This is a genomic window from Kitasatospora sp. NPDC058444, from assembly GCF_042721415.1.
Lineage (GTDB): Bacteria > Actinomycetota > Actinomycetes > Streptomycetales > Streptomycetaceae > Kitasatospora.
This window is the reverse complement of sequence record NZ_JBHXLL010000011.1, coordinates 137,341-156,440: the sequence shown is the minus strand read 5'-3', so window position 1 is coordinate 156,440 and position 19,100 is coordinate 137,341. Positions and strand designations below refer to the sequence as shown.

General features: G+C 76.3%; 14 protein-coding genes and 1 pseudogene. 6 read left to right on the top strand and 9 right to left on the bottom strand.

Annotated features, from left to right (window positions below; genetic code table 11):
* The first annotated feature begins 18 nt into the window (after window positions 1-18).
* Window positions 19-2,070 carry an alpha-galactosidase gene (locus ACFWP2_RS15240; protein ID WP_380451103.1) on the top strand — a complete coding sequence of 684 codons (2,052 nt, stop codon included), beginning with the start codon at window positions 19-21 and terminating at the stop codon, window positions 2,068-2,070.
* Between the two features lie 62 nt (window positions 2,071-2,132).
* Here the strand turns inward: ACFWP2_RS15240 and ACFWP2_RS15235 are convergent, their stop codons facing one another.
* Entirely contained in the window at window positions 2,133-2,591 is a 459-nt protein-coding gene (locus tag ACFWP2_RS15235) for a hypothetical protein (RefSeq protein ID WP_380451183.1), read from the bottom strand.
* 125 nt (window positions 2,592-2,716) lie between these two features.
* On the opposite strand from ACFWP2_RS15235, the gene sigJ reads away from it, so the two are divergent.
* Complete coding sequence (gene sigJ / locus ACFWP2_RS15230; RefSeq protein WP_380451101.1) at window positions 2,717-3,676, top strand: RNA polymerase sigma factor SigJ; 960 nt, start codon at window positions 2,717-2,719, stop codon at window positions 3,674-3,676.
* 45 nt (window positions 3,677-3,721) lie between these two features.
* On the opposite strand, the gene ACFWP2_RS15225 is transcribed toward sigJ, so the two are convergent.
* On the bottom strand, window positions 3,722-4,969 hold the full coding sequence (locus ACFWP2_RS15225; RefSeq protein WP_380451099.1) for a saccharopine dehydrogenase family protein: 1,248 nt from the start codon (window positions 4,967-4,969) through the stop codon (window positions 3,722-3,724).
* Between the two features lie 6 nt (window positions 4,970-4,975).
* Entirely contained in the window at window positions 4,976-6,049 is a 1,074-nt protein-coding gene (locus ACFWP2_RS15220; RefSeq protein WP_380451097.1) for an alpha/beta hydrolase family protein, read from the bottom strand.
* Window positions 6,050-6,118: 69 nt separating this feature from the next.
* Here ACFWP2_RS15220 and ACFWP2_RS15215 point away from each other — a divergent pair, with 69 nt between their 5' ends.
* Complete coding sequence (locus ACFWP2_RS15215) at window positions 6,119-6,967, top strand: PaaX family transcriptional regulator C-terminal domain-containing protein (RefSeq protein WP_380451095.1); 849 nt, start codon at window positions 6,119-6,121, stop codon at window positions 6,965-6,967.
* Here ACFWP2_RS15215 and ACFWP2_RS15210 read toward each other — a convergent pair.
* A pseudogene (locus ACFWP2_RS15210) lies at window positions 6,957-7,766 on the bottom strand (MFS transporter); the annotation flags it as partial. The gene ACFWP2_RS15215 and the pseudogene ACFWP2_RS15210 overlap by 11 nt on opposite strands.
* Window positions 7,767-7,848: 82 nt before the next feature.
* Here ACFWP2_RS15210 and ACFWP2_RS15205 point away from each other — a divergent pair.
* From ACFWP2_RS15205 to ACFWP2_RS15195, 3 genes are read left to right on the top strand one after another with little or no spacing between them, the layout of a single operon-like run.
* Window positions 7,849-8,592, top strand: a complete 744-nt coding sequence (locus tag ACFWP2_RS15205; RefSeq protein ID WP_380451093.1) for an AraC family transcriptional regulator — start codon at window positions 7,849-7,851, stop codon at window positions 8,590-8,592.
* Window positions 8,593-8,629: 37 nt separating this feature from the next.
* Window positions 8,630-9,373 carry an SOS response-associated peptidase gene (locus tag ACFWP2_RS15200; protein WP_380451091.1) on the top strand — a complete coding sequence of 248 codons (744 nt, stop codon included), beginning with the start codon at window positions 8,630-8,632 and terminating at the stop codon, window positions 9,371-9,373.
* Window positions 9,374-9,393: 20 nt separating this feature from the next.
* On the top strand, window positions 9,394-9,759 hold the full coding sequence (locus ACFWP2_RS15195) for a nuclear transport factor 2 family protein (protein ID WP_380451089.1): 366 nt from the start codon (window positions 9,394-9,396) through the stop codon (window positions 9,757-9,759).
* 103 nt (window positions 9,760-9,862) lie between these two features.
* On the opposite strand, the gene ACFWP2_RS15190 is transcribed toward ACFWP2_RS15195, so the two are convergent.
* Genes ACFWP2_RS15190 through ACFWP2_RS15170 form a run of 5 tightly spaced genes read right to left on the bottom strand, consistent with a single transcriptional unit; the run spans window position 9,863 to window position 19,056 of the window.
* Entirely contained in the window at window positions 9,863-11,533 is a 1,671-nt protein-coding gene (locus ACFWP2_RS15190) for a thiopeptide-type bacteriocin biosynthesis protein (RefSeq protein ID WP_380451087.1), read from the bottom strand.
* An 18-nt stretch (window positions 11,534-11,551) separates the two neighbouring features.
* The gene (locus tag ACFWP2_RS15185) at window positions 11,552-13,558 is read right to left on the bottom strand and encodes a TOMM precursor leader peptide-binding protein (RefSeq protein WP_380451085.1); all 2,007 of its coding nucleotides are present in this window, start codon (window positions 13,556-13,558) and stop codon (window positions 11,552-11,554) included.
* Complete coding sequence (locus tag ACFWP2_RS15180) at window positions 13,555-15,204, bottom strand: hypothetical protein (protein WP_380451082.1); 1,650 nt, start codon at window positions 15,202-15,204, stop codon at window positions 13,555-13,557. Before ACFWP2_RS15180 ends, ACFWP2_RS15185 begins: the two co-directional genes overlap by 4 nt.
* Window positions 15,201-16,421, bottom strand: a complete 1,221-nt coding sequence (locus ACFWP2_RS15175) for a hypothetical protein (RefSeq protein ID WP_380451080.1) — start codon at window positions 16,419-16,421, stop codon at window positions 15,201-15,203. Before ACFWP2_RS15175 ends, ACFWP2_RS15180 begins: the two co-directional genes overlap by 4 nt.
* Window positions 16,414-19,056 (bottom strand): lantibiotic dehydratase, encoded by a 2,643-nt coding sequence (locus ACFWP2_RS15170; protein ID WP_380451078.1) that lies wholly within the window; start codon window positions 19,054-19,056, stop codon window positions 16,414-16,416. Before ACFWP2_RS15170 ends, ACFWP2_RS15175 begins: the two co-directional genes overlap by 8 nt.
* Between the last annotated feature and the right edge of the window lie 44 nt (window positions 19,057-19,100).

The window sequence follows — 19,100 nt, the reverse complement described above, 5'->3', positions numbered from 1 at the left end:
ATCCTCAGGAGTGCGCACATGCGCCGAACCCGCCGCCGTCTCGCGGCATCCCTGCTGTCCCTCGCCCTCGCCACCGCCGGCCTGGGAGCCGTCGGCCTCGGCACGGCCGCCCCGGCCGCCGCGCTCGGCAACGGCAACGCCCTGACCCCGCCCATGGGCTGGAACTCCTGGAACTCCCTCGGCACCGAGGTCACCCAGGAGCAGGTCGTCCAGACCATCGACTTCATGGCCGCCAACGGCCTGGTGGCCGCCGGGTACGACACCGTCACCATCGACGACGGCTGGTCGCTCTGGCACCGCGACGGCCAGAGCACCGACATCGTGCGCACCCCCGAAGGCGCGATGCAGCTCTACGACAACCAGGGCAAGCCCGTCTCCGGCACCGACGGCACCGGCAACGACCCCACCTCCGGCCACCTGATCCCGCGCCCCGACCACTTCCCGTCCCGGTCCTGGAACGGACAGACCGTCAACGGCATCGCGTACCTCGCCGACTACGCCCACAGCAAGGGCATGAAGTTCGGCCTCTACGCCACCGACACCTACCTCACCTGCCAGATGCACCCCGGCAGCCTCGGCCACGAGTCCACCGACGCGGCCGACTTCGTCTCCTGGGGCGTCGACTTCGTCAAGTACGACGACTGCCCGTACGGCCCGGCGATCACCGGCCCGGACGGGCACAACTACTACACCCAGGGCGTCGGCAAGGAGCTGACCCGCTCGATCTACGCCCGGGTGCAGACCTTCCAGCGCGCCCTGGACGCCGCCTCCGCCGCCCAGGGCCGGCCCAAGGTCACCCTCAGCGTCTCCGCCCAGCCCGTCCACACCGGGCTGCCGTACCTGCTCGCCGCCGACGACCCGGCCCGCACCGACCCGGTGGTCCAGGCCGCCGGCACCGCCCCCTTCCACGCCCCCGGCTACGCGCCCACCGGCATCTGGTGCGGCCAGGTGGCCAACCTCTGCCGGATCGGCGGCGACCGGAACAGCGAGCTCGACGGGGTGCTCTGGAACGGGCAGTTGCGCACCGCGCTGGAGTACCCGGGCAACGTCCGCCCGGGCAGCTGGAACGACCTCGACATGATGTTCACCGGCTGGCAGGACGTCTACGGCCTGTGGGGCACCACCGACACCTGCGTCTGCCACAAGCCCTTCACCGACGACGAGTCCCGCACCGAGACCTCGATCCTCGCCATGCTCGCCGCGCCGCTGATCTCCGGCGCCGACCTGCGCACCGCCGCGCAGTCCCAGCACAGTGACGGCGGCTACACCTGGTCCACCGGGATCAACGACGCGAGCCTGGCGATCCTGAAGAACCGCGAGGTGATCGCGATCGACCAGGACAGCCTCGCCAAGCCCGCCACCCTGGTCGGCGCCCAGCCGGCCGACGGGCGCGCGCCGGTGGTCCTCAAGCGGCAGCTCGCCAACGGCGACACCGCCGTGCTGCTGGTCAACCAGGACCCGTCGGCCGGGCGCACCGTCACCACCAGCCTCACCGAGCTCGGCCTCGGCGGCTCCGGCTACCAGGCCAAGGAGCTGTGGACGGGCGCGAGTTCGACCGTCACCGGATCGCTCGGCGCCCCGCTCCCGGCCCACGGCGCGGCCCTCTACCGGCTCACCCCGAAGGCGGCGGGCGGCTCGGGCGTCGTCGACGACGGGAAGTACCACACGCTGACCAGCGGTGGCCTCGCCCTGTCGCTGCTCGGCTCCTGCACCGCGCCGATCGGCTCGATCACCGACCTGGAGCCCGTGCGCCCCGGTGACCCGGCCCAGCAGTGGACCTTCACCGGCAACCCCGACGGCACCGTGCGGATCAGCGACAACTGCGCCACCGGCACCCACCGGCACACCGTGCTCTCCGCCGGGAACTCGGCCGGCTACAGCGCCTACCTGCTCGACCTGGCACCCGGCAACCCCTGGCAGGAGTGGAAGCTGATCCAGGGCTCGACCCCCGGCACCGTCACCGTCACCAACGTCGCCACCGGGCTCGCCCTCGACGCGGGCGCCGGCACCGCCGGAACCCCCGTCACCACCCGCCCGGCCACCGGCCAGAGCTGGACCCTCGGCTCCTGAGCCGACCGCGACAGGAGGACCCGGGGCGCCGACCGCGTCAGGAGGCCCCGGGTCCGCCCGAATCAGTCGGCTCGGGGTCCGACCGAATCAGGAAGCCCCGGGCCGGCCGCCCGCCGCACCGAGCGGGCGGCCGGCATCCGGACCAGCACCGCCACGCTCAGGCCGAAGATGAGCACGCCCAGCGGGACGTGGACCGACGGCACGTGCGCGATCCCCAGGACGACCTGCGCCGAGGCCAGCACCAGGAAGCCCGACGCGTACAGGATCGGGCGGGGCGAGCCGCCGCCCGGCCGCCAGGCCAGGACGGCGGCGAGCACGTACAGCATCGAGGCCCCGTACATCACCCGCGCGCCGATGCCGTGCAGCTGCTCGCCGTAGGAGGTGGAGAGCAGCAGGCCGGCCGAGACCGCCTGGAGGAGGACGGTCGCGGTCTGGAGCGCGACGGAGACCCGCAGGAAGGTGTGGGTGCGCTGCCCCGCTGTCGTGTCCGCCGCCGTGTCCGTCGCCGTCCCCGCCGTCATCCCGATGGCCATGATGCGCTCCCCTCTTCTGCCTCGCGGCAGCTGATCGATAGTGTCCCGCTAATCCGACGACACAGGTCGGCGAAGTGTGAGGCCCGCGGACGAAGCAGGGAGTGGCCCCGACCATGAACACCCCACCCGAGCCGGGGCAGCGGCGGTCCGTACCGGAGCTGAGCGTGATCGTCGGCGAGCGGCGGCAGCTGATCAACCTCGCCTACCGGCTGCTCGGTTCGCTGGCCGAGGCCGAGGACGCGGTGCAGGAGACGTACGCCCGCTGGTACGCGCTGTCCCCGCGACAGCAGGAGGCCATCGCCTCGCCGGGCGCCTGGCTGACCACGGTGGCCACCCGGGTCTGCCTGGACCTGCTCGGATCGGCGCGGGCCCGCCGGGAGCGCTACGTGGGCGAGTGGATCCCCGAGCCGCTGCCCGACCGCGGCGAGTGGATCGGCGGACCGGCCGGCGGGCGCGGCGAACCGGCCGATCCCGCGGACTGGGTGACCCTGGACGAGTCGGTGACCATGGCCTTCCTGGTCGTGCTGGAGGCGATGACCCCGGCCGAGCGGGTGGCGTTCGTCCTCCACGACGTCTTCCGCTACCCCTTCCCCGAGGTCGCCGAGATCGTCGGCCGGACCCCCGCGGCCTGCCGGCAGCTGGCCACCTCCGCCCGCCGCCGGATCAGGGCCGCGCAGGCCCCGACGGCGCCGACGGGTACGCAGGCGGGTCTGGTGCGGCACTTCAAGGAGGCCTGGGAGGCCCGGGACATCGCGGCCCTGGTCGCCCTGCTCGCCCCCGACGCCACGATGACGGCCGACGGCGGCGGAGTGGCCGGCGCCGCCCTCCGCCCGGTCCGGGGCGGCGAGCGGATCGCCCAGTACCTGATCCACTTCGCCGACAGGGCCGGCCCCGGGCTCACGCTCCTCGAACGGACCGTCAACGGCCGCCCCGGCCTGGTCGCCCAGCACGGCGGGCGCACCGCGACGGTGGCGGCGTTCGAGCTGGCGGACGGCCGGATCACCCGCATCTGGGCGGTCCGCAACCCGGAGAAGCTGCGCCCGTGGACGGAGAACGAGCCGCGCGGCGAATGAGTCCCCGACCTGCACGACCTGTGGGCGCGGCAGTCGGCTCCCGGCCTACAGGTCCTCCACCACCGCCACCCCCGGGCACTGCCGCGCCAGGTCGGCGAAGAACCGATCCGCGTCGATCACCGCCTCCGGCGGGTGCACCCCGGCCGGCCGCACCGTGCCGTCCAGCAGCTGTGCCAGCCCCAGCCCCGCCGGGACGCCGGTGGCTTCCGCCATGTCCGCCAGGAACCGCTCCGCGCCGGTCAGCCGGGCGAGCGCCACGGCCGGGCGGCCGTCCCGCGTTCCGGTGGCGGCGGCGAAGAACGGCGGGAGGGTGCCCGGGCCCCGCAGCCGGGGGGCGCGGACGGCCGCGCGCAGGGTACGGCGCACGGTGGGGCGGTCGAGGTCGGCGGCGGCGGTCTCGTTGGTCAGCCGTCCGGCGTCGAGGTCGTCGCGCAGCACGTCCAGGTAGGCGGCGGTGCCGACGGTCACCACCATCAGGTTGGCCGCGTCGCCGCCGGGCCGCAGGCTGCGGTGCAGGGTGACGGGCTCCGGGTGGCCGACGGTGTAGGCGGTGCCGCGGTGGCCGCCGGGCAGGTCGAGGGTGACTGGGCGCAGCGGGGGCCGGCGGACCAGCCGGCCGCCCTCGACCGCCGCGACGGTGCCGCTGATCTGCTGCATCCAGTGCACGGCGGCGGCGGAGATCTCGCCGTTGGCGTCACGCGGCGAGGTGTCGGCCGGCGGGCTGTCGGTCGGCGAGCTGTCGGCCGACGAGGGCGCGGGCTCGGAGCTCGCGGGCCGGGAGGCACCCGGCTGGTCGCCGACGTCCACCGGCCAGGCGGTGTACACGTCGGTCAGGGTGTCGAGGCGGGCGGCGGCCCGGGCCGCGAGCAGGTTGCTGACGCCGGGGCTGGCGCCCATGCCGAGCACCGCGCGCACTCCGGCGGCGCGGGCCTCCTCGTCCAGTTCCAGCATCGCGACGGTGGGTTCCCAGTCGTCGCAGATGTCCAGGTAGTGGGTGCCGGTGCGGATCGCGGCGCGCAGGACGTCGAGGCCGTAGCGGTAGTACGGGCCGACGGTGTTCAGCACGGCGTCGGCGTCCGCGAGGGCGGCACGCAGCCGTGGGCCGTCCGTGACGTCGACCCGGCTCGCGCGGACGGGCACCGGTGCGCCGACGGCGAGTGCGGCGGCGGCGCGGCGGGCGGCGTCGAGGTCGCGGTCGGCGATCACCAGTTCGTGGACGCCGGGCAGGGCGGCCGCGACCCGGGCGGCGACCCGGCCCATCGCGCCGGCTCCGCCGAGGGCGAGCAGTCTCATCGTGGGTCAGCCCTTCCGGTGGTCGAGCGAGGTCAGGAAGTTCCGCATGCCGTCGAGGTAGCCGGGGGCGAACAGCGAGCGCGGGGCGGCGACGGCGAGGAAGGTGCTGCGCAGTTCGGAGTCCTCGACGTCCTTGGGCACGAGGTTGTGGGTGGCGTCCGGGAAGCGCAGGACCCGGAGCAGGCCCGGGGTGGTGACGAGGCGGCGGTAGCCGGCCTCGGTGTCGTCGCTGTCGACGTTGAGGTCCCGGCCGCCGAGGACGAGCTGCACGGGCACCCGCAGGGCGGCGAGGTCCTCGGTGGCGTCGGCGAGGTGGTTGCGCTTGTTGAACGCCCAGCGCTCGGGGGTCAGCCCTTCGATGTCGCCGCCGGCGGCCCGGTACTGCTCGAAGGTCCCGGCGGACCGCAGGGCGGCGAGGTTGCGGTCGCTGCGGGCGACGGCGGCGGCGGTCTCCTCGGGCGAGGCGTGCCGTTCCCTGAGCTCGGCGAGCAGGTTGTAGCGGCCCTGCCGGAGCCAGTTGACGGCGGGGCCGACGGCGATCACGAACTTGACGTCCGGGGACTGCCGGGCGGCCTTGGGCATCACCCAGCCGGCCTGGCTGGCGCCCCAGAGCCCGATCCGGTCCGGGTCGATGCCGGGCTGCGCCTTGGCCCAGCGGATCGCGGCGAGGGTCTCGTCGGCGCGGTCCTGGAGGCTCTGGTCCAGCCAGTTGCCGGGGGCGTCGTGGACGCCGGGCTTGTCCCAGGACAGCGTCGCGTAGCCGGCCTTGGCCATGGCCTCCCAGAGCGGCCGGTAGAAGGTGTCGTGGGTGGCGTCCACGGGTCCGTCGCCGTGGACGAAGACCACCAGTCCGTACGGTCCGTGGCCGCCGGTCGGGCGGGCCAGCACGCCCTGGAGCGGCTGCTTGCCGCCGGTGACGGTGACCCGCTCCTCGGTGAGGTCGTACTCGTTCTGGTAGACCACCCAGCCGCCCGCGCCGGCCAGCAGCACGGCCACGGCCAGCAGCGATCCCCAGAGCCGGCGGTGCTTTCCCCGCGCCCTCGGCGTCTTCGCCGTCTTCGCCGTCTTCGGCTTCTCCATAGCGTTCATCCTTCAATCGATCGTTTCAAAAACGACCGTAGCAGATATGAACGCACTAGGATGATCGTCATGCAGGAGATCCCCACCCGGGTGCTGGTGGACGCGATGGTCCGCGCCGACGGAACGGTCGACTGCGGCGACCTCTACGCCGTGGCCGGCCGGCTCGGCATGAGCGACCAGCAGGTCCGGCTCACCATCAAACGCCTCACCGCCGACGGCCGCTTCGTCCAGGAGGGCCGCGGCCGCCGGGCGCTGCTGCGCGCCACCGCCGCGACCCGGCGGGAGATCGAACCGGACGTCGGGTACCTCGCCCTGATGTACGCCCAGGACCGGGGCGAGGCCCCCTGGGACGGCGTCTGGCACCTGGCCGGATTCGCCGTCCCCGAACGCGAGCGCACCGCCCGCGACGCCCTGCGCGAGACCCTGCTCCGGCTCGGCGGCGCCCCCGTGCAGAACGGGCTCTACGTCTCGCCGCACCCCTGGGAGCCGGACGTCCGGGAGGCGGCCGGCGCCCTGGGCGTCCTCGGCAACCTCACCCTGCTCGGCACCCGCGACCTGCACACCGGCGAGACCGCGGACCCCCGGGAACTCGCCCGCCGCTGGTGGCCGCTGGACGAACTCGCCGAGGGCCATCGGCGCCTGGCGGCCTTCGCCGCCGAGCAGTTCGCCCGGCTCGCCGCGGGCGGCCTGTCGGACACCGAACTGCTGACCGTGGCCGTCGAGTTGGCCGCCGTCTTCACCGAGGCCACCGAGCCCGACCCGCTGCTGCCACCCGAACTGCTGCCACAGCCCTGGCCCGGCGCCGAGGCGCGCGCACTGGTCGCCCGCTGCTGGACCCTGCTGCTCGCCGACCCACGACCGGGCGCGCCCCGGCTGTTCGACGCCTACGCGGAGGTGGTCGCGGCGGTCACTTCCTGACCGGTGCCACCCGCGTCGCCGCCGCATCGTCGCCGGCAGGCCCCGGCCTCACCGGCTCCGGCAGCGCCGGCTCCGGGAGCGTCCGGAACAGCGCCCAGCTCAGCACCGGCATCAGCACCAGCGGCAGCAGTGCCGTGCGCAGCGAGGTCGCGTCCGCGAGGCCGCCGATCGCCGGGCTCGCCAGGCCGCCGATGCTGACCGTCAGCCCGAGGGTGATCCCGCTCGCCGTGCCGATCCGCGACGGCAGGTAGTCCTGCCCGAGGGTGACCTGCAACGAGAACGGCACGTACAGCCCCGCCGAGGTCAGCGCCACGAACAGGTACAGCACCGGGCCCGGCACCAGCAGCAGCCCGGCCACCGCGACCGCCGCCACCAGGTACGACCAGCGGGACACCGCGACCCGCCCCCACCGGTCCGCCAGCGCGCCGCCCAGCACCGAGCCCACCGCGCCGCCCGCGTACAGCACCACCAGCGCCGCGGTGCCCGCCGCCGGACCGCCGCCGAGGCGCTGGGTGGTGAACAGGGAGAGGAAGGTGCTCAGCCCGACGAAGGCGATCGAGCGGCAGACCACCGCGAGCGACAGCTTCAGGAAGGCCACCCGGTCGTCGCTGGCCGGCGCCGGTGGCCGCTCCGCCCCGGCCGCCCGGCGCCGCTCCAGCTCGCGCAGCACCGGCAGGCAGAGCGCGGCGCCCGCGAGCGCGGGCAGGGCCAGCAGCGGGGTCAGCCGCAGGCCGCCCGTCCCGACCACGGCGGCGACCAGCAGCGGCGCGGCCGCGAAGCCCAGGTTGCCGCCCCAGGATCGACCTACGGTCGGAGTTCATCGGCATGCCGCCAGCCTCGGGCCCGCACCCGCTGTCGGACTTCCGATAACCTGCCATCCGATGCCGAGAATCCGCCACACTCCCGTCGCGTCGACCGAGGCCCGCCTGCTGCCCTCCGGCGGCGCCATCGACGCGCACCGGCACGACGACCACCAGATCGCCTACGCCGCCCGCGGCGTGCTGAGCATCACCACCGACGCCGGCTCCTGGGTCGCCCCCGGCAACCGCGCGCTCTGGATCCCGGCCGGCACCGTCCACGCCCACCAGGCCCACGGCGAACTCGAACTCCACCTGGTCGGCCTGCCCGCCGCCGACAACCCGCTCGGCCTCGACCGCCCGACCGTCCTCGCCGTCGGCCCGCTGCTGCGCGAACTGATCGTCGCCCACACCCGCAGTCCCGAGCGGGACACCCCTGAACGCGCCAGACTGCGCGCCGTCCTGCTCGACCAGCTCCGGGCCTCCCCCCAGCAGCCCCTGCACCTGCCCACCCCCGCCGCACCGGTCCTGCGGGCCCTGTGCGCGCTGCTGGATGCCGACCCGGCCGACGGCCGCACCCTGGCCGAACTCGGCCGCGCCGTCGGCGCCAGCGACCGCACGCTGTCCCGGCTGTTCCGCGCCGACCTCGGCCTGACCTTCCCCCAGTGGCGCACCCAGCTGCGGCTGCACCACGCCCTCGTCCTGCTCGCCGAGGGCCTGCCGGTCACCGCCGTCGCGCACCGCTGCGGCTGGGCCTCGGCCAGCGCCTTCATCGACGTGTTCCGCCGCGCCTTCGGCCACACCCCTGGCGCACAGGCGCCCCGTTGAACGTTTGCCGTCCGTGCGACGTGGGAGGCTGGGAGGCATGTGCGGTCGCTTCGTCTCCACCACCACGCCCCAGGACCTCGTCTCGCTGCTCGGAGAGCTCCGCTGGGACCCGGCCGAGACCTTCGCCCCCAGCTGGAACGTCGCCCCGACGGACCCGGTGCCGGCCGTCCTGGAACGCGTCGACCGGGACACCGGCGAGGTGCTGCGCCAACTGCGCCCACTGCGCTGGGGATTGGTGCCCTCCTGGTCCAAGGACCCGTCCGGCGGTGCCCGCATGATCAACGCCCGCTCGGAGACCGTCGACACCAAGCCCGCCTTCCGCAAGGCCTTCACCGCCCGCCGCTGCGTCATCCCCGCCGACGGCTACTTCGAGTGGCGCGAGGTCCCCGCCGGCGCCGACCGGAAGAAGTACAAGCAGCCGTACTTCCTCAGCACCGGCGGCGTGATGCTGATGGCCGGCCTCTACGAGTTCTGGCGCGACCGCACCCGCCCCGAGGACGACCCGCTCGCCTGGCTGGCCACCGCCACCGTCATCACCACCGACGCCACCGACTCCGCCGGCCGCGTCCATGACCGGATGCCGCTCACCATCGCCCTCGACGACCTCCCCACCTGGCTCTCCCCCGCCCACACCGACCCCGCCGAACTCCACCACCTGCTGCGCCGCCCCGCCGACGGCGACCTGCGCGTCCGCGCGGTCCCCACCACCGTCAACAGCGTCCGCAACAACGGCCCGCAGCTCCTGGACCCCGCCCCGGACCCGCTGGGGCTGGCCGACTGAAGCCGAACCAGGGAGATCGCATGAACGGCACCCCCGCGAGCGTCGTCGAGGCGGCGTTCCGCTGCTACCGCTCGCAGGACCGGGAGGCGGCCCTGCCGCTGTACGCCGAGGACTTCACGTTCACCAGCCCCCAGGACGACCGCATCGACAAGGCGGCTTTCTTCCGCCGGTGCTTCCCCACCGCCGACCGGTTCACGGAGCAGCGGCTGCTGCGGGTGACGCCCGCGGGCGAGGAACTCGTCTTCGCCTACTACGAGTACGAGCTGACCACGGGGGACCGCTACCGCAACGTCGAGGCGATCACGGTCCAGGGCGGGCTGATCCGGGAGGTGCAGGTCTTCTTCGGCGGCCGGCAGCCGGCTCGGGGCACGCCCGCGACGCCGTGAACCGGCCTGCCTGATCGCTCCTGATGGGTGTGGGGCCTCGGATCGACGCCCCACACCCTCGTGCGAGTGCGTGACGCCGTGGTCCGTCACGGGCCGCGGGTGCTCACTCCACGCTCGCCCCGGCGGTCCCCGGGCGGCCCAGCGGGAGGAGGTACTGGATCGGCTCGCCGAGGTCGTCGAGGCCGAGGAGTTCGTGGGCGAGGTCGTCCTGGAGGCCGCCGAGGGGGGTGGTGCCGAGGCCGAAGGCGGCGGAGGTGAGGAGCAGGTTCTGGGTCAGGTGGCCGGCTTCCAGGAGGCCGAGGCGCAGGGCGCGCAGGCCGTAGCGGCGGCGCAGGTGGGCGAGGTCGAGGTAGACGGCGAGGACGGCGGGGGCCCGGTCGATGCCGATGGCGTCCGGGTCCTCGGCCGGGCGGGAGAGGTAGGAGGAGAGGGCCTTGAGGTCGTCGAGGGCGGGGGCCGGACCGACCCGGCGCAGGCTGCGGTGTTCGGGCAGGCAGTGGTAGGTGCCGGCGGGCAGGCCGTCGACGGCGAGGGCGAGCAGGCGCAGCCGGACGGTGTGCAGGGCGCCCGCGCTCGGGTAGGGGCGGTGGCCGGTGCCGGGCTCGGGGGTGAAGGCGGACCAGAGCAGTCCGCCGAGGGCGCCGGCGGTGAGCGGGCCGGTCAGCGGGCCCCGGGTGGAGTGGCGGGTGCGCAGGGCGTCGGCGAGGGTGACGGGCGGCAGCGGGTCGGCGGGCAGCGGGAGGTCGTCGGGGCGGGGGCGCGGGGCCGGGGGGTGCGGCAGGTCGCGCAGGGCGGTGTCCTCGCCGCGGCCGATCTGGAACTTGCTGCGTTCCAGGTACTGGTGGTCCGGGGCGTGGTGGTCGGCGGGGAAGAAGGTGAACGGCTGTCCGGTCTCCAGCAGGGTGCGGGCGGCGAGGCGGCACACCGCCCGTTCCTCGTCGGGGCCGACGCCGAGCCGGTTGAACAGCATGTGCAGCTGGGAGGCCCAGATCCACTCCAGGCGCTCCTCGGCCCCGGCGGGAGCGGCGGGCGCGGTGGCCCCGACGGGCGCGGCCGCCCGCATCCGTGCGGCGGCTTCGGCGACCCGCGCCGCCCAGTCCCCCAGCCGGGGTGCGGCCGTTCCCGCCTCCAGTGCGGCGCGCAGTTCCTGGGCACGGCGGGCCAGCGCCCGCCGCTGACGGGCGAACACGGTGTTGACCCGGGTGTGCACGGCGGCGCCGGGCAGCGGCTGGAACTCGGTGACCCACCGCCAGGCGGCGGCGTGGCGGCGCAGCCAGCGGGAGGCCCCGAGTTCGTCGAAGCCGAGGGCGTACGCGGTGGTGTGGGCGAGGTCGAGGGCGAGCGGCAGCCGGTTCTCGGAGTCCTCGCCGAGGGTGTGCAGGGCACCGACGGCGGCGCGGGTGGAGTGGGTGAACACCTCTTCGGCGATCGGCAGCAGGGCCGCGCCGCCGTAGCGTTCGGTCTCGGGCTCGTACCGGACCTCCGTCACGCTGCCGTGCCCGTCCGCGAAGGGGCCGTCGGGCGGGGTGCGGCGGCCGGCGAGGCGGCTGAGCTCGGCGGCGAGGTCGGCGGGCGCCGGGCCCGGGCCGCGGTGGCGGATGCGCAGGTGGGGACCGCCCTCGCCGTAGCGGATGAAGAACCACTCGGTACCGGCGAGCCCGTCCATCAGCGGGGCGAGGTCCTCGGTGAGGAAGGCGTCGGCCTCGCGGGCGGGCAGCGGCAGCGCGAGGTGCAGGCTGTGCCAGGTGGTGGCCGGCCGCGCGTGGGTGGTCATCGCATGCTCTCCGGAAGGCTAGGGGAACGGGTGCGGGTGGAGCGGGAGTTCGTCGTGGCGCAGGGGCGCGGGGGTGCGGCCGAGGCGGTGCGGCACCTCCAGCAGGCGGGGCAGGCCGCGGGTGCGACGGTTGGCGTGGCCGAAGGTCATCGGCAGGGTGCCGGGGACGACGACCTTGGCGCAGTGCAGGCCGAGCCGGTCGCGGGCGCCGGGCTCGTCCTGGGTGACCACGAGGACCTCCAGGCCCTCTGCCGCCAGCCGGGTGACGGTCCGCTCCAGCAGGTCGGTGAGGTCGGTGACCGGTTCGGGGGCGCCCGGCCAGCGCTCGGTCCAGGGCACCGGCGGCGGCCCGGCGAAGAGGAAGTCCAGGCGGGGCTGGGCCTCGGGCAGGGTGTTGAGGCCGACGTGGTCGTCCAGGGAGACGACGAGCTCGGGCCGTTCCAGCATCGGCCGCAGCCGCCGCGGGTCGCGCGGCCCGCCCGGGGCGGTGGAGCGGTGTGGCGCCTCCTGGACGTTGGTGACCACCTCGGCGACGGCGGAGCGGATCGCCGTCCGGGGGTCGTGGTGGGCTCCGGCGGCCAGGAGGGTGCGCGGGGCTTCGAGGTGGTCGCCGCGGTGGCGGCAGAGGGCGATCACGGCGGGCACGCCGAGGTCGTTGGTGGCGTCGAGCAGGGTGAGCCGGTAGCCGAACAGCTCGGCCCGGTCGGCGAGTTCGGCGATCTGCGGGTCCTCGGTGGGGACGGCGATGCCGGGCAGCGGGGTGCGGGCGTACCAGGCCATCAGGAAGGCGTCGCGCTCGGCGACCTCGAACAGACCGTACAGCGCGGCCTCCTGGGGGCTGTTGCCCAGGCCGCAGCCGTTGGAGGACTCGTAGACCACCCGGGGGCGGTCGCGGCCGGGCACCTCCCAGTAGGCGACGCGTTCCGGGACGGCGACCGGGCGGCGATGGGTGAGCGACCAGCCGTGCACCCAGTCGAGTTCCAGCTCGGGGGTGTACGGGGCGGCGACCGGGGCGGGGAGGTCCGGATGGGCGTCGTCGGGCAGGCCGAGCCGGACCGGGTCGAGGACGGCGTCCGGGCCCAGCTCACGGGCCAGTTCGGCGTAGGAGGCGCGCAGGACGGTGCGGCGCCCGAGCGGCCGCATGCCCGCGTACCGCTCCACCGCCTCGAACAGCGCGATCCGCTCGCTGGAACGGAAGTCCGCGGCGCGACCGTACCCGCCGTCGTCGAGCGCCCGGCCGTCGGTCACCCAGGCGGTGGTGAGGGCGAAGGCCGAGTCCTCGGTGCGGAACAGCCGGCGGACCGGGCCGAACCGCTCGTCGTACAGCTCGGCCCGCAACTGCCCGGCGTCCGTACGGTCGTTGGACCCGCGCAGCACCGCCGGGTCGGGCAGCGGGCGCGGGGTGGCGGGCAGCCGGGCGGCCTCGGCCGTGTCGGCCGGCAGCGGATGGCAGACCTCGCAGCCGCCGACCGGGCGGACCCGGTGGGTGGACCAGGTGGCCCGGCCGCCGTGCACCACGTGGACCACGGCACCGTCGGGCGGCGACGGGGCGGCGGCCAGGTCCGCGGCGAGCACGGCCACGGCCTCCGCGAAGGCCGGGGTGCCGGTGCCCCCGAGCGCCAGGGCCGGGCTCTGCCAGGGCACCCGGCCGCCGGCGCTGGCGAGCCGCTGGTACTCGACGCAGGCCAGGCAGGCCGGCGCGCCGGGGGCGAGCACCGGTCCGACCACGGTCAGCGCGCCGTCCTCGCGCACCGGCACCAGGCGGACGTGGTGGGCCAGGGCGTGCCGGCTGAGCCGCTCGGCCAGGCCGAGGGTCCACTCGGTGAGGTGGACGACGGCGGTGCCGCTCGTGGTGTCGAGTGCCTCGGCCGGGGTGAGGACCGGCAGTTCACTCAGGGGCGGTTCGCTCAGGGGCGGCTCGCTCGCGGGCGCACTCGTGGGCAGTTCACTCAGGGGCGGCTCGCTCAGGGGCGGCTCGCTCGCGGGCGCACTCGCGGGCAGTTCACTCATGGACGGCTCACTCATGGGCGGCCTCCTTCGGCGACGAGGACCGTGAATCCGCAGCCGTCCAGGGCGTCGGCGAACGGGCGGGCCCCGGGGGTGGCGGGCTGCCAGCGGGTGGTGTGCGGGCCGGTGAGCCGGACCAGGGCGGCCCGCAGGTCCGCTTCCCGGTCGGCGATGTCGGCGAGCCAGCGATCGGCCGAGCCCAGGCCGGTCCAGGCCGCCGGGGTCCGGCCGGCGGCGGCGAGCGGGGCGGCGGCGCCGGACAGGGTGGTGTGGTGGGCGGGGGCGAGGCCGGCGTCCCGGGCCAGCAGGCGGGTGAGGGCGGCCAGTGCGGCGTGGGCGACGGCGTCGGCGGCACTGGCCTCGACCGAACGGCCCCCCTCGGCCCGAGCCAGGTATACCGGCCCGTCGGATAGTTGACGAACCGTCAGATCAGGTGCGCGGCCGAGCCGGCGGGCCAGCACGCCGTACCAGTGCCCGGCCTGCGGATGCTCCCGCCAGGCGGACTCCGGCACCGCGCGGCCGTCCGGAACCGGCCGGGCGAGGAGGGCCCGGCGCAGGGCCCGGCCGAGGGCGTGGTCCGGGTCGGCGCCGACCACCGGCGCGGCTCCCCCGCCCACCGCCGCCAGGTGCAGCTCGGCGGAGCGGCAGGCGGCGGCCAGCCGGGCCAGGTCCGTCCGTACCGCCCCGGCCGCCAGCGGGCCGGAGGGGGTGTCGCAGGAGACCAGGGCCAGGGGCAGCTGCGGCAGGTCGCCCGGCAGAGGCGCGTCCAGTACGCCCAGCCGGGGGTCGCCGAGGGCGTTCACCCGGCGCAGCGCCTCGGCGAGGCTCCCGGGTGGAGCGGCGACGGCCCCGGGGCCCGCCGCCCACGGGTGGTGCTCGGCCTGCGCTGGACGGGCCTCGGCGATCAGTACGGTGGGGCGCCCGTCGAGCAGCCGCGGATCGTCGGCCGGCTCGCCCGGGTCCGGCAGGCCCGCGACGGCGCAGAGCAGCCGCTGGGCGCCGGCGGCGGCGAGCAGCGCGAGGAGCACGGGCGGCGGCTCCGGAGCGGGGTCGAGGCCCATCCGGGCGGCGAGCGCCGTGGCGTCCGTCCGGGCCCGGGCCGGGTCGGCGGGCTCGGTGACGAAGCCGCCGTCCGCGCCGTACTGCAGCGCGACCGCCACCGCCGTTCCCGCCGGGCCGTCCGCCGTGGCCACCACCCGGCCGGCGGGCAGCCCGGGTTCGGCAACCACCGTCGGGGCGGCCGTCCCGCCCCGCGCCAGGGCGCGCACCACCGCACGGGCCGGCGCGCCGTGCGGGTCCGCGGCGGCCACCACCGGACGGGCGGCCGCGAGGGCCGCCGCCGCCCCGCCTGGGTCGTCCGCCACCGCGCCCGGCCAGGAGGGCAGTCGGGCCCCGTCCGGGTGGTCCACGAGCAGGCCGTGCTCGCGCAGCCGTTCGGTGACGGTGGCCAGCGCGGCGGCCACCCTCGGCTCGACGGCCGTGTCGAGGGCCTCCGCCTGCGGCCCGAGCCGGGCGGCGAGCACCTGCCACAGCGCCGGGAGCGCCCGGCTACCCTCGAGGGTGACGCTGCCGTCGCGGCCGCGCAGGTGCAGCCCTTCGCGCAGGGGCGTCACCGCCACCCCGGGGCGCAAGCGGGGCCGGACGGCGTCCGGTTCGGCCGTCATGCCGCTCCCTCCAGGCCGGTGCGTCCAGCGGCGCCCGGCACCCTCGCGGCGCCCGACTCCTCCTCGGCGCCCGACTCCGCCGCCGCGCCGAGGACCGCCTGCCAGCGGTGCCCGGTCAGCTCGGGCACGCTGCGCACCAGCAGGTGGGCGGCGAGGTAGCGCTCCATCGGGCGGACGTCGCAGATCGCGAGCAGCCGGTACAGGCCGTTGGTGCCGGCCCGGTTGATCAGGTAGTCGGGCCGGTGCCACATCCTGCCGTCGGGATCGGTGCGCTGCAGCAGCCGATGGAACTCGCTGTAGCGGGTACGCAGTTCGGCGTTCCAGCGCTCGGCGGTGGCCCGGTCGCCGAGGGCCTCGGCGCGCTCCCGGTACTCGGCGTGGCGGCCGCCGAGGTCGGCGCCGGCCGCCAGCCGCCGCCCGGCCAGGCTCCAGGCGGTGGCCGACCAGTGCGCCCAGTCCCGCTCCCAGCCGCGCGCACCACCCTCGGTGATCCGGCCGACCAGCGCGGTGACCGTCCGTCCGCTGTGCTCCCAGCGGCGCTCGAAGGCGGCCCGCAGGCTGCCGTCCGGGTCCTCGTGGACGAGGAAGTCCTCCAGGTGCGAGAGCACCGAGTAGTGCGCGCCGACCAGCCCGTCCGGGTGTGCGGTGGCGTGGGCCGCGAGCGCCGTGAGCACCAGCTGCACCCGCGCCTGCGCGGTGTCGCCGTGGGCGCCGAGGAACCGGCAGGCCGAGTCGAGGGCGGGCAGGCCGCTGCGCAGCAACTCCTCGCGCAGTTCGGCGGATTCGGCACCGATCAGAGCGCGCAGGGCGTCTTCGGAGGACCGGTCGACGGGCGCCGCCACGACGGTGTTGTCCGGCACCAGCGGGGCGTACGGCGGCGCGACCAGCTCCGCCCGTCCGGCGGCGGCGGCCTCGGCGAGCAGCTGCTCGTCCGTCCGGTCGGCCACGGACGGGTTGGCGGCCGCCCAGGCCCGCAGCGTCTCGGCGGCCCGCTGCGCCGCCCCGGCGATCCGCGCCCGCGGGCCGCGCAGCCGCAGCCGCAGGTGCGGCCCGAACCGCCAGTGCCGCTCGACGTGGGCGGCCAGGCCCTCGGCCGCCGCCTGCCGGGCCAGCGGCAGGACGGCTTCGCGCAGTGCGCGGGCCTTGTCGGGCTGGTAGTGGTACAGGACCACGTCCCAGGCGGTCTCGGCCCCTCGGCCGTCGGCCGGGTCACTCATCGGACGCCTCCTCGGTGCCGGCGGTACGGACGGTGTCGAAGGCGCCGGCCTCCTCCGCGCTTTCCCGGCCGGGCCGGTACGTCTCGACCACGAGCTCCATGGCCCGGGTCGGCTCCGCCTGCCCCGCGACGGCAGGGAGGGCCTCCTCCAGCACCGCACCGCGCGGGTACCGGGTGAGCCACTTGGCGAGGTGGCGCAGGTGCAGCGGGTTGCCGAGGTCGACGGGCTGCGGCTTGGGGGCCCGCAGGTGGGCCACGAAGGCGTCGCCGGGCGTGCCCTGGGTGTCGGCGGCGGCCGGCGCGGGGTGGAGGAAGAGCTGCTCGGGCAGGTCGAGCCGGGCCCGCCAGCGGGCGACGACCGCGACCGGGACCCCGTCGGGGCCCGGGTCGGCGGCGAGTTCGGCCCGCAGCGCGTCGAGCACTCCGGCCGGCAGCAGCCAGCGGCGGCGGGCGAGGAGGACGTGCCGGTGGCGCAGCCGCGGGGTGCGCAGCACGCTGCCGCCGGGCGCGGCGAGGGTGGTGCGCGGCAGCGGCGACCGGAAGTCGACGACCCCGTTGGGGTGGTCGTTGAGCAGCGGGCCGAGCCGTTGGGGCAGCATGACCGGTGCGAGGAAGCCCAGGTAGAGGACGTCGAGCAGCTCGCCGGTGGCTCGCAGCCGCAGCCGGAGCTGGTCGTCGGCCGGGTCGTGCACGAGGTCGAGGTCGGACTCGGCGAGGCCGGTCCACCGCCGGTCGGGGCCGATCTCGTCGGCGACCAGCCTCGGGTGCAGGTTGGCGTTGAATCCGCCGACCGGCCGGACCTGGGCGGCGCGGGCGCCGGCCCCGAGGCCGGAGCGCAGCTGCCGGGCGACCTCGTCGGCGGCCTGCGGGGCCAGGCCGTCGAGGAAGCGGCTGGTGAAGCGTCCCCAGCCGCCGTAGACGTGGTTGACGCACAACAAGCCGTCCGCGGAGTCGCGTTGGAGGAACCAGGAGTAGCTGAGCGGCCGGGCCGCGGTCCACCGGGGCAGCCGGGCGGCCAGGGCGCGAACCTGCCCGGCGGGGAGCACGAGTTCGCCGTCCAGCTCCGGCAGGTTCGCGAACTCCTCGCGCAGCACGGCGAGTTCGGCCGGGAGTGTGGTGTCCGCCCAGGAGTCCGCCAGGTCGGCACCGAACTCCCAGGGCGCCTCGCACACCCCGCCGACGCCGTAGCGGGCGACGAAGCGGTCCCGGGCCGCCCGGCGCATCAGGTGTCCGTGGTCGAAGAGCTCGGCGAGCGCGGTGAGTTCGGCGAGCGCCGCCCGGTCGGCAGCGCCCAGCCGGGGCCGACCGGGCGGGGCCGGCGCGTGGACGTCCTCGCTGAGGACGCTGAGCGGCGCGGCCTCCTGCGGCACCGGCCGTCCGGCGTCGGCCAGCAGCCGCCGCCAGCGCTCGGCGAGGGCGGCCAGCAGGGCGGGGCGGTGCTCGCCCGGGGCCGCGGCCAACTCGCCGCTCTCCCCTTCGAGCCGCTCGATCCGGTGGGCCAGCTCGGCGTCCTCGGGCCACTGCCGCAGCCACGCGGCCAGGCTCCGGAGCGGGTGCCGGTCCTGCGGGTCGACCGGCTCGGTGGGCACCAGCAGCCGGGCCGTGACGAGTCGGTCCACGAAGCGGTGCGCGGCCGGGTCGTCGCCCGGGCGCCCGAGGGCCTCGGCGAGCCGGGCGGCGAGGAGGTCCGGTGGCTCCGGGGTGGCCGCGAGCGAGGCGAGCAGGGCCAGTTCGGGCCGGGAGGCGAGCTCGACCTCCTCCTCCCGGGTGACCAGGAAGCGCCCGCCCGCGAACAGCGTCTCGGCCCGGGCGTAGCGGGCCCGGCCGTCGGCGACCCTGGCGGAGCTGGTCATCCGGTGCGGCAGCGTACGGCTGCGGCGGGGGTCTTCGAGCAGGGCCTGGACGAGCGCGGTGACCAGCGCCCGGTTCTCCCGGACGACCGCGCGGGGCTCGCCCGCCGCGTCCTCGGCCCCTTCGCCGTCCCAGCCGACGGCGGTGAACCAGGACAGCGGGCTGGTCTTGGCGGTGGCCCGCAGGGCGTGCCGTAGGACGGCGGCCTCCTCCTTGCGGGCCCGGCCGCGCGGTTGCCCGCTCGCGCCCGCCGTGTTGGCCACCGCGCGCAGCAGGTCGGCGCTGGTGAGGGCGACGGCCCGGGTGAAGGCGGGCTCCCGGCAGATACCCGCGAGGGCGGCCCGTTCGGCGGCGAGGGCGGGCGGGACGGCGTCGGCGAGCGTCTCCAGCAGTCGGGCCCGCAGCCGTCGCAGCTCCAGCCACTCGGCGAGCCGCGGTACGCGGCGCGGCAGGTCGGCGAGCCGGTCGAGCAGCGCCTGGCGGGGCGGGCGGCCGTTGTGCAGGTCGCGGCGCAGCGGCAGCACGACCCGGCGGTGGAACTCCTCGTCGTGCCCGCTCCGGCTGGCGTACAGCTCGTCGCAGAGGTCCGCCCGCAGGGCCTCGGCCGCGGCCTCGGCGGCGGCGAGGTCGCGCAGCAGCGCCCGGGTGCGCGCCGTGGCGGCGGGCTGGGCGGGCCGGGCGAGCACGGTGGAGCGCACCAGGGCGTAGCGCGCGGCGTACGCGGCCGGAGCCGGTACGGGTGCCGGCGCTTGGGCGTCCCGGGGCGGGGCGGCGCGGTTGGGCATGGCGGTTCCCTCCGACGGGGCCTGGGGCGCGTCTCGTGGGACTG

Coding starts and splice junctions, on each gene's coding strand:
- ACFWP2_RS15180 (WP_380451082.1), bottom strand. CDS start 15,204: ATGACGGCCGAACCGGACGCCGTCCGGCCCCGCTTGCGCCCCGGGGTG.
- ACFWP2_RS15220 (WP_380451097.1), bottom strand. CDS start 6,049: ATGGAGAAGCCGAAGACGGCGAAGACGGCGAAGACGCCGAGGGCGCGG.
- ACFWP2_RS15240 (WP_380451103.1), top strand. CDS start 19: ATGCGCCGAACCCGCCGCCGTCTCGCGGCATCCCTGCTGTCCCTCGCC.
- ACFWP2_RS15235 (WP_380451183.1), bottom strand. CDS start 2,591: ATGACGGCGGGGACGGCGACGGACACGGCGGCGGACACGACAGCGGGG.
- ACFWP2_RS15195 (WP_380451089.1), top strand. CDS start 9,394: ATGAACGGCACCCCCGCGAGCGTCGTCGAGGCGGCGTTCCGCTGCTAC.
- ACFWP2_RS15190 (WP_380451087.1), bottom strand. CDS start 11,533: ATGACCACCCACGCGCGGCCGGCCACCACCTGGCACAGCCTGCACCTC.
- ACFWP2_RS15215 (WP_380451095.1), top strand. CDS start 6,119: ATGCAGGAGATCCCCACCCGGGTGCTGGTGGACGCGATGGTCCGCGCC.
- ACFWP2_RS15170 (WP_380451078.1), bottom strand. CDS start 19,056: ATGCCCAACCGCGCCGCCCCGCCCCGGGACGCCCAAGCGCCGGCACCC.
- sigJ (WP_380451101.1), top strand. CDS start 2,717: ATGAACACCCCACCCGAGCCGGGGCAGCGGCGGTCCGTACCGGAGCTG.
- ACFWP2_RS15205 (WP_380451093.1), top strand. CDS start 7,849: ATGCCGAGAATCCGCCACACTCCCGTCGCGTCGACCGAGGCCCGCCTG.
- ACFWP2_RS15185 (WP_380451085.1), bottom strand. CDS start 13,558: ATGAGTGAGCCGTCCATGAGTGAACTGCCCGCGAGTGCGCCCGCGAGC.
- ACFWP2_RS15200 (WP_380451091.1), top strand. CDS start 8,630: ATGTGCGGTCGCTTCGTCTCCACCACCACGCCCCAGGACCTCGTCTCG.
- ACFWP2_RS15225 (WP_380451099.1), bottom strand. CDS start 4,969: ATGAGACTGCTCGCCCTCGGCGGAGCCGGCGCGATGGGCCGGGTCGCC.
- ACFWP2_RS15175 (WP_380451080.1), bottom strand. CDS start 16,421: ATGAGTGACCCGGCCGACGGCCGAGGGGCCGAGACCGCCTGGGACGTG.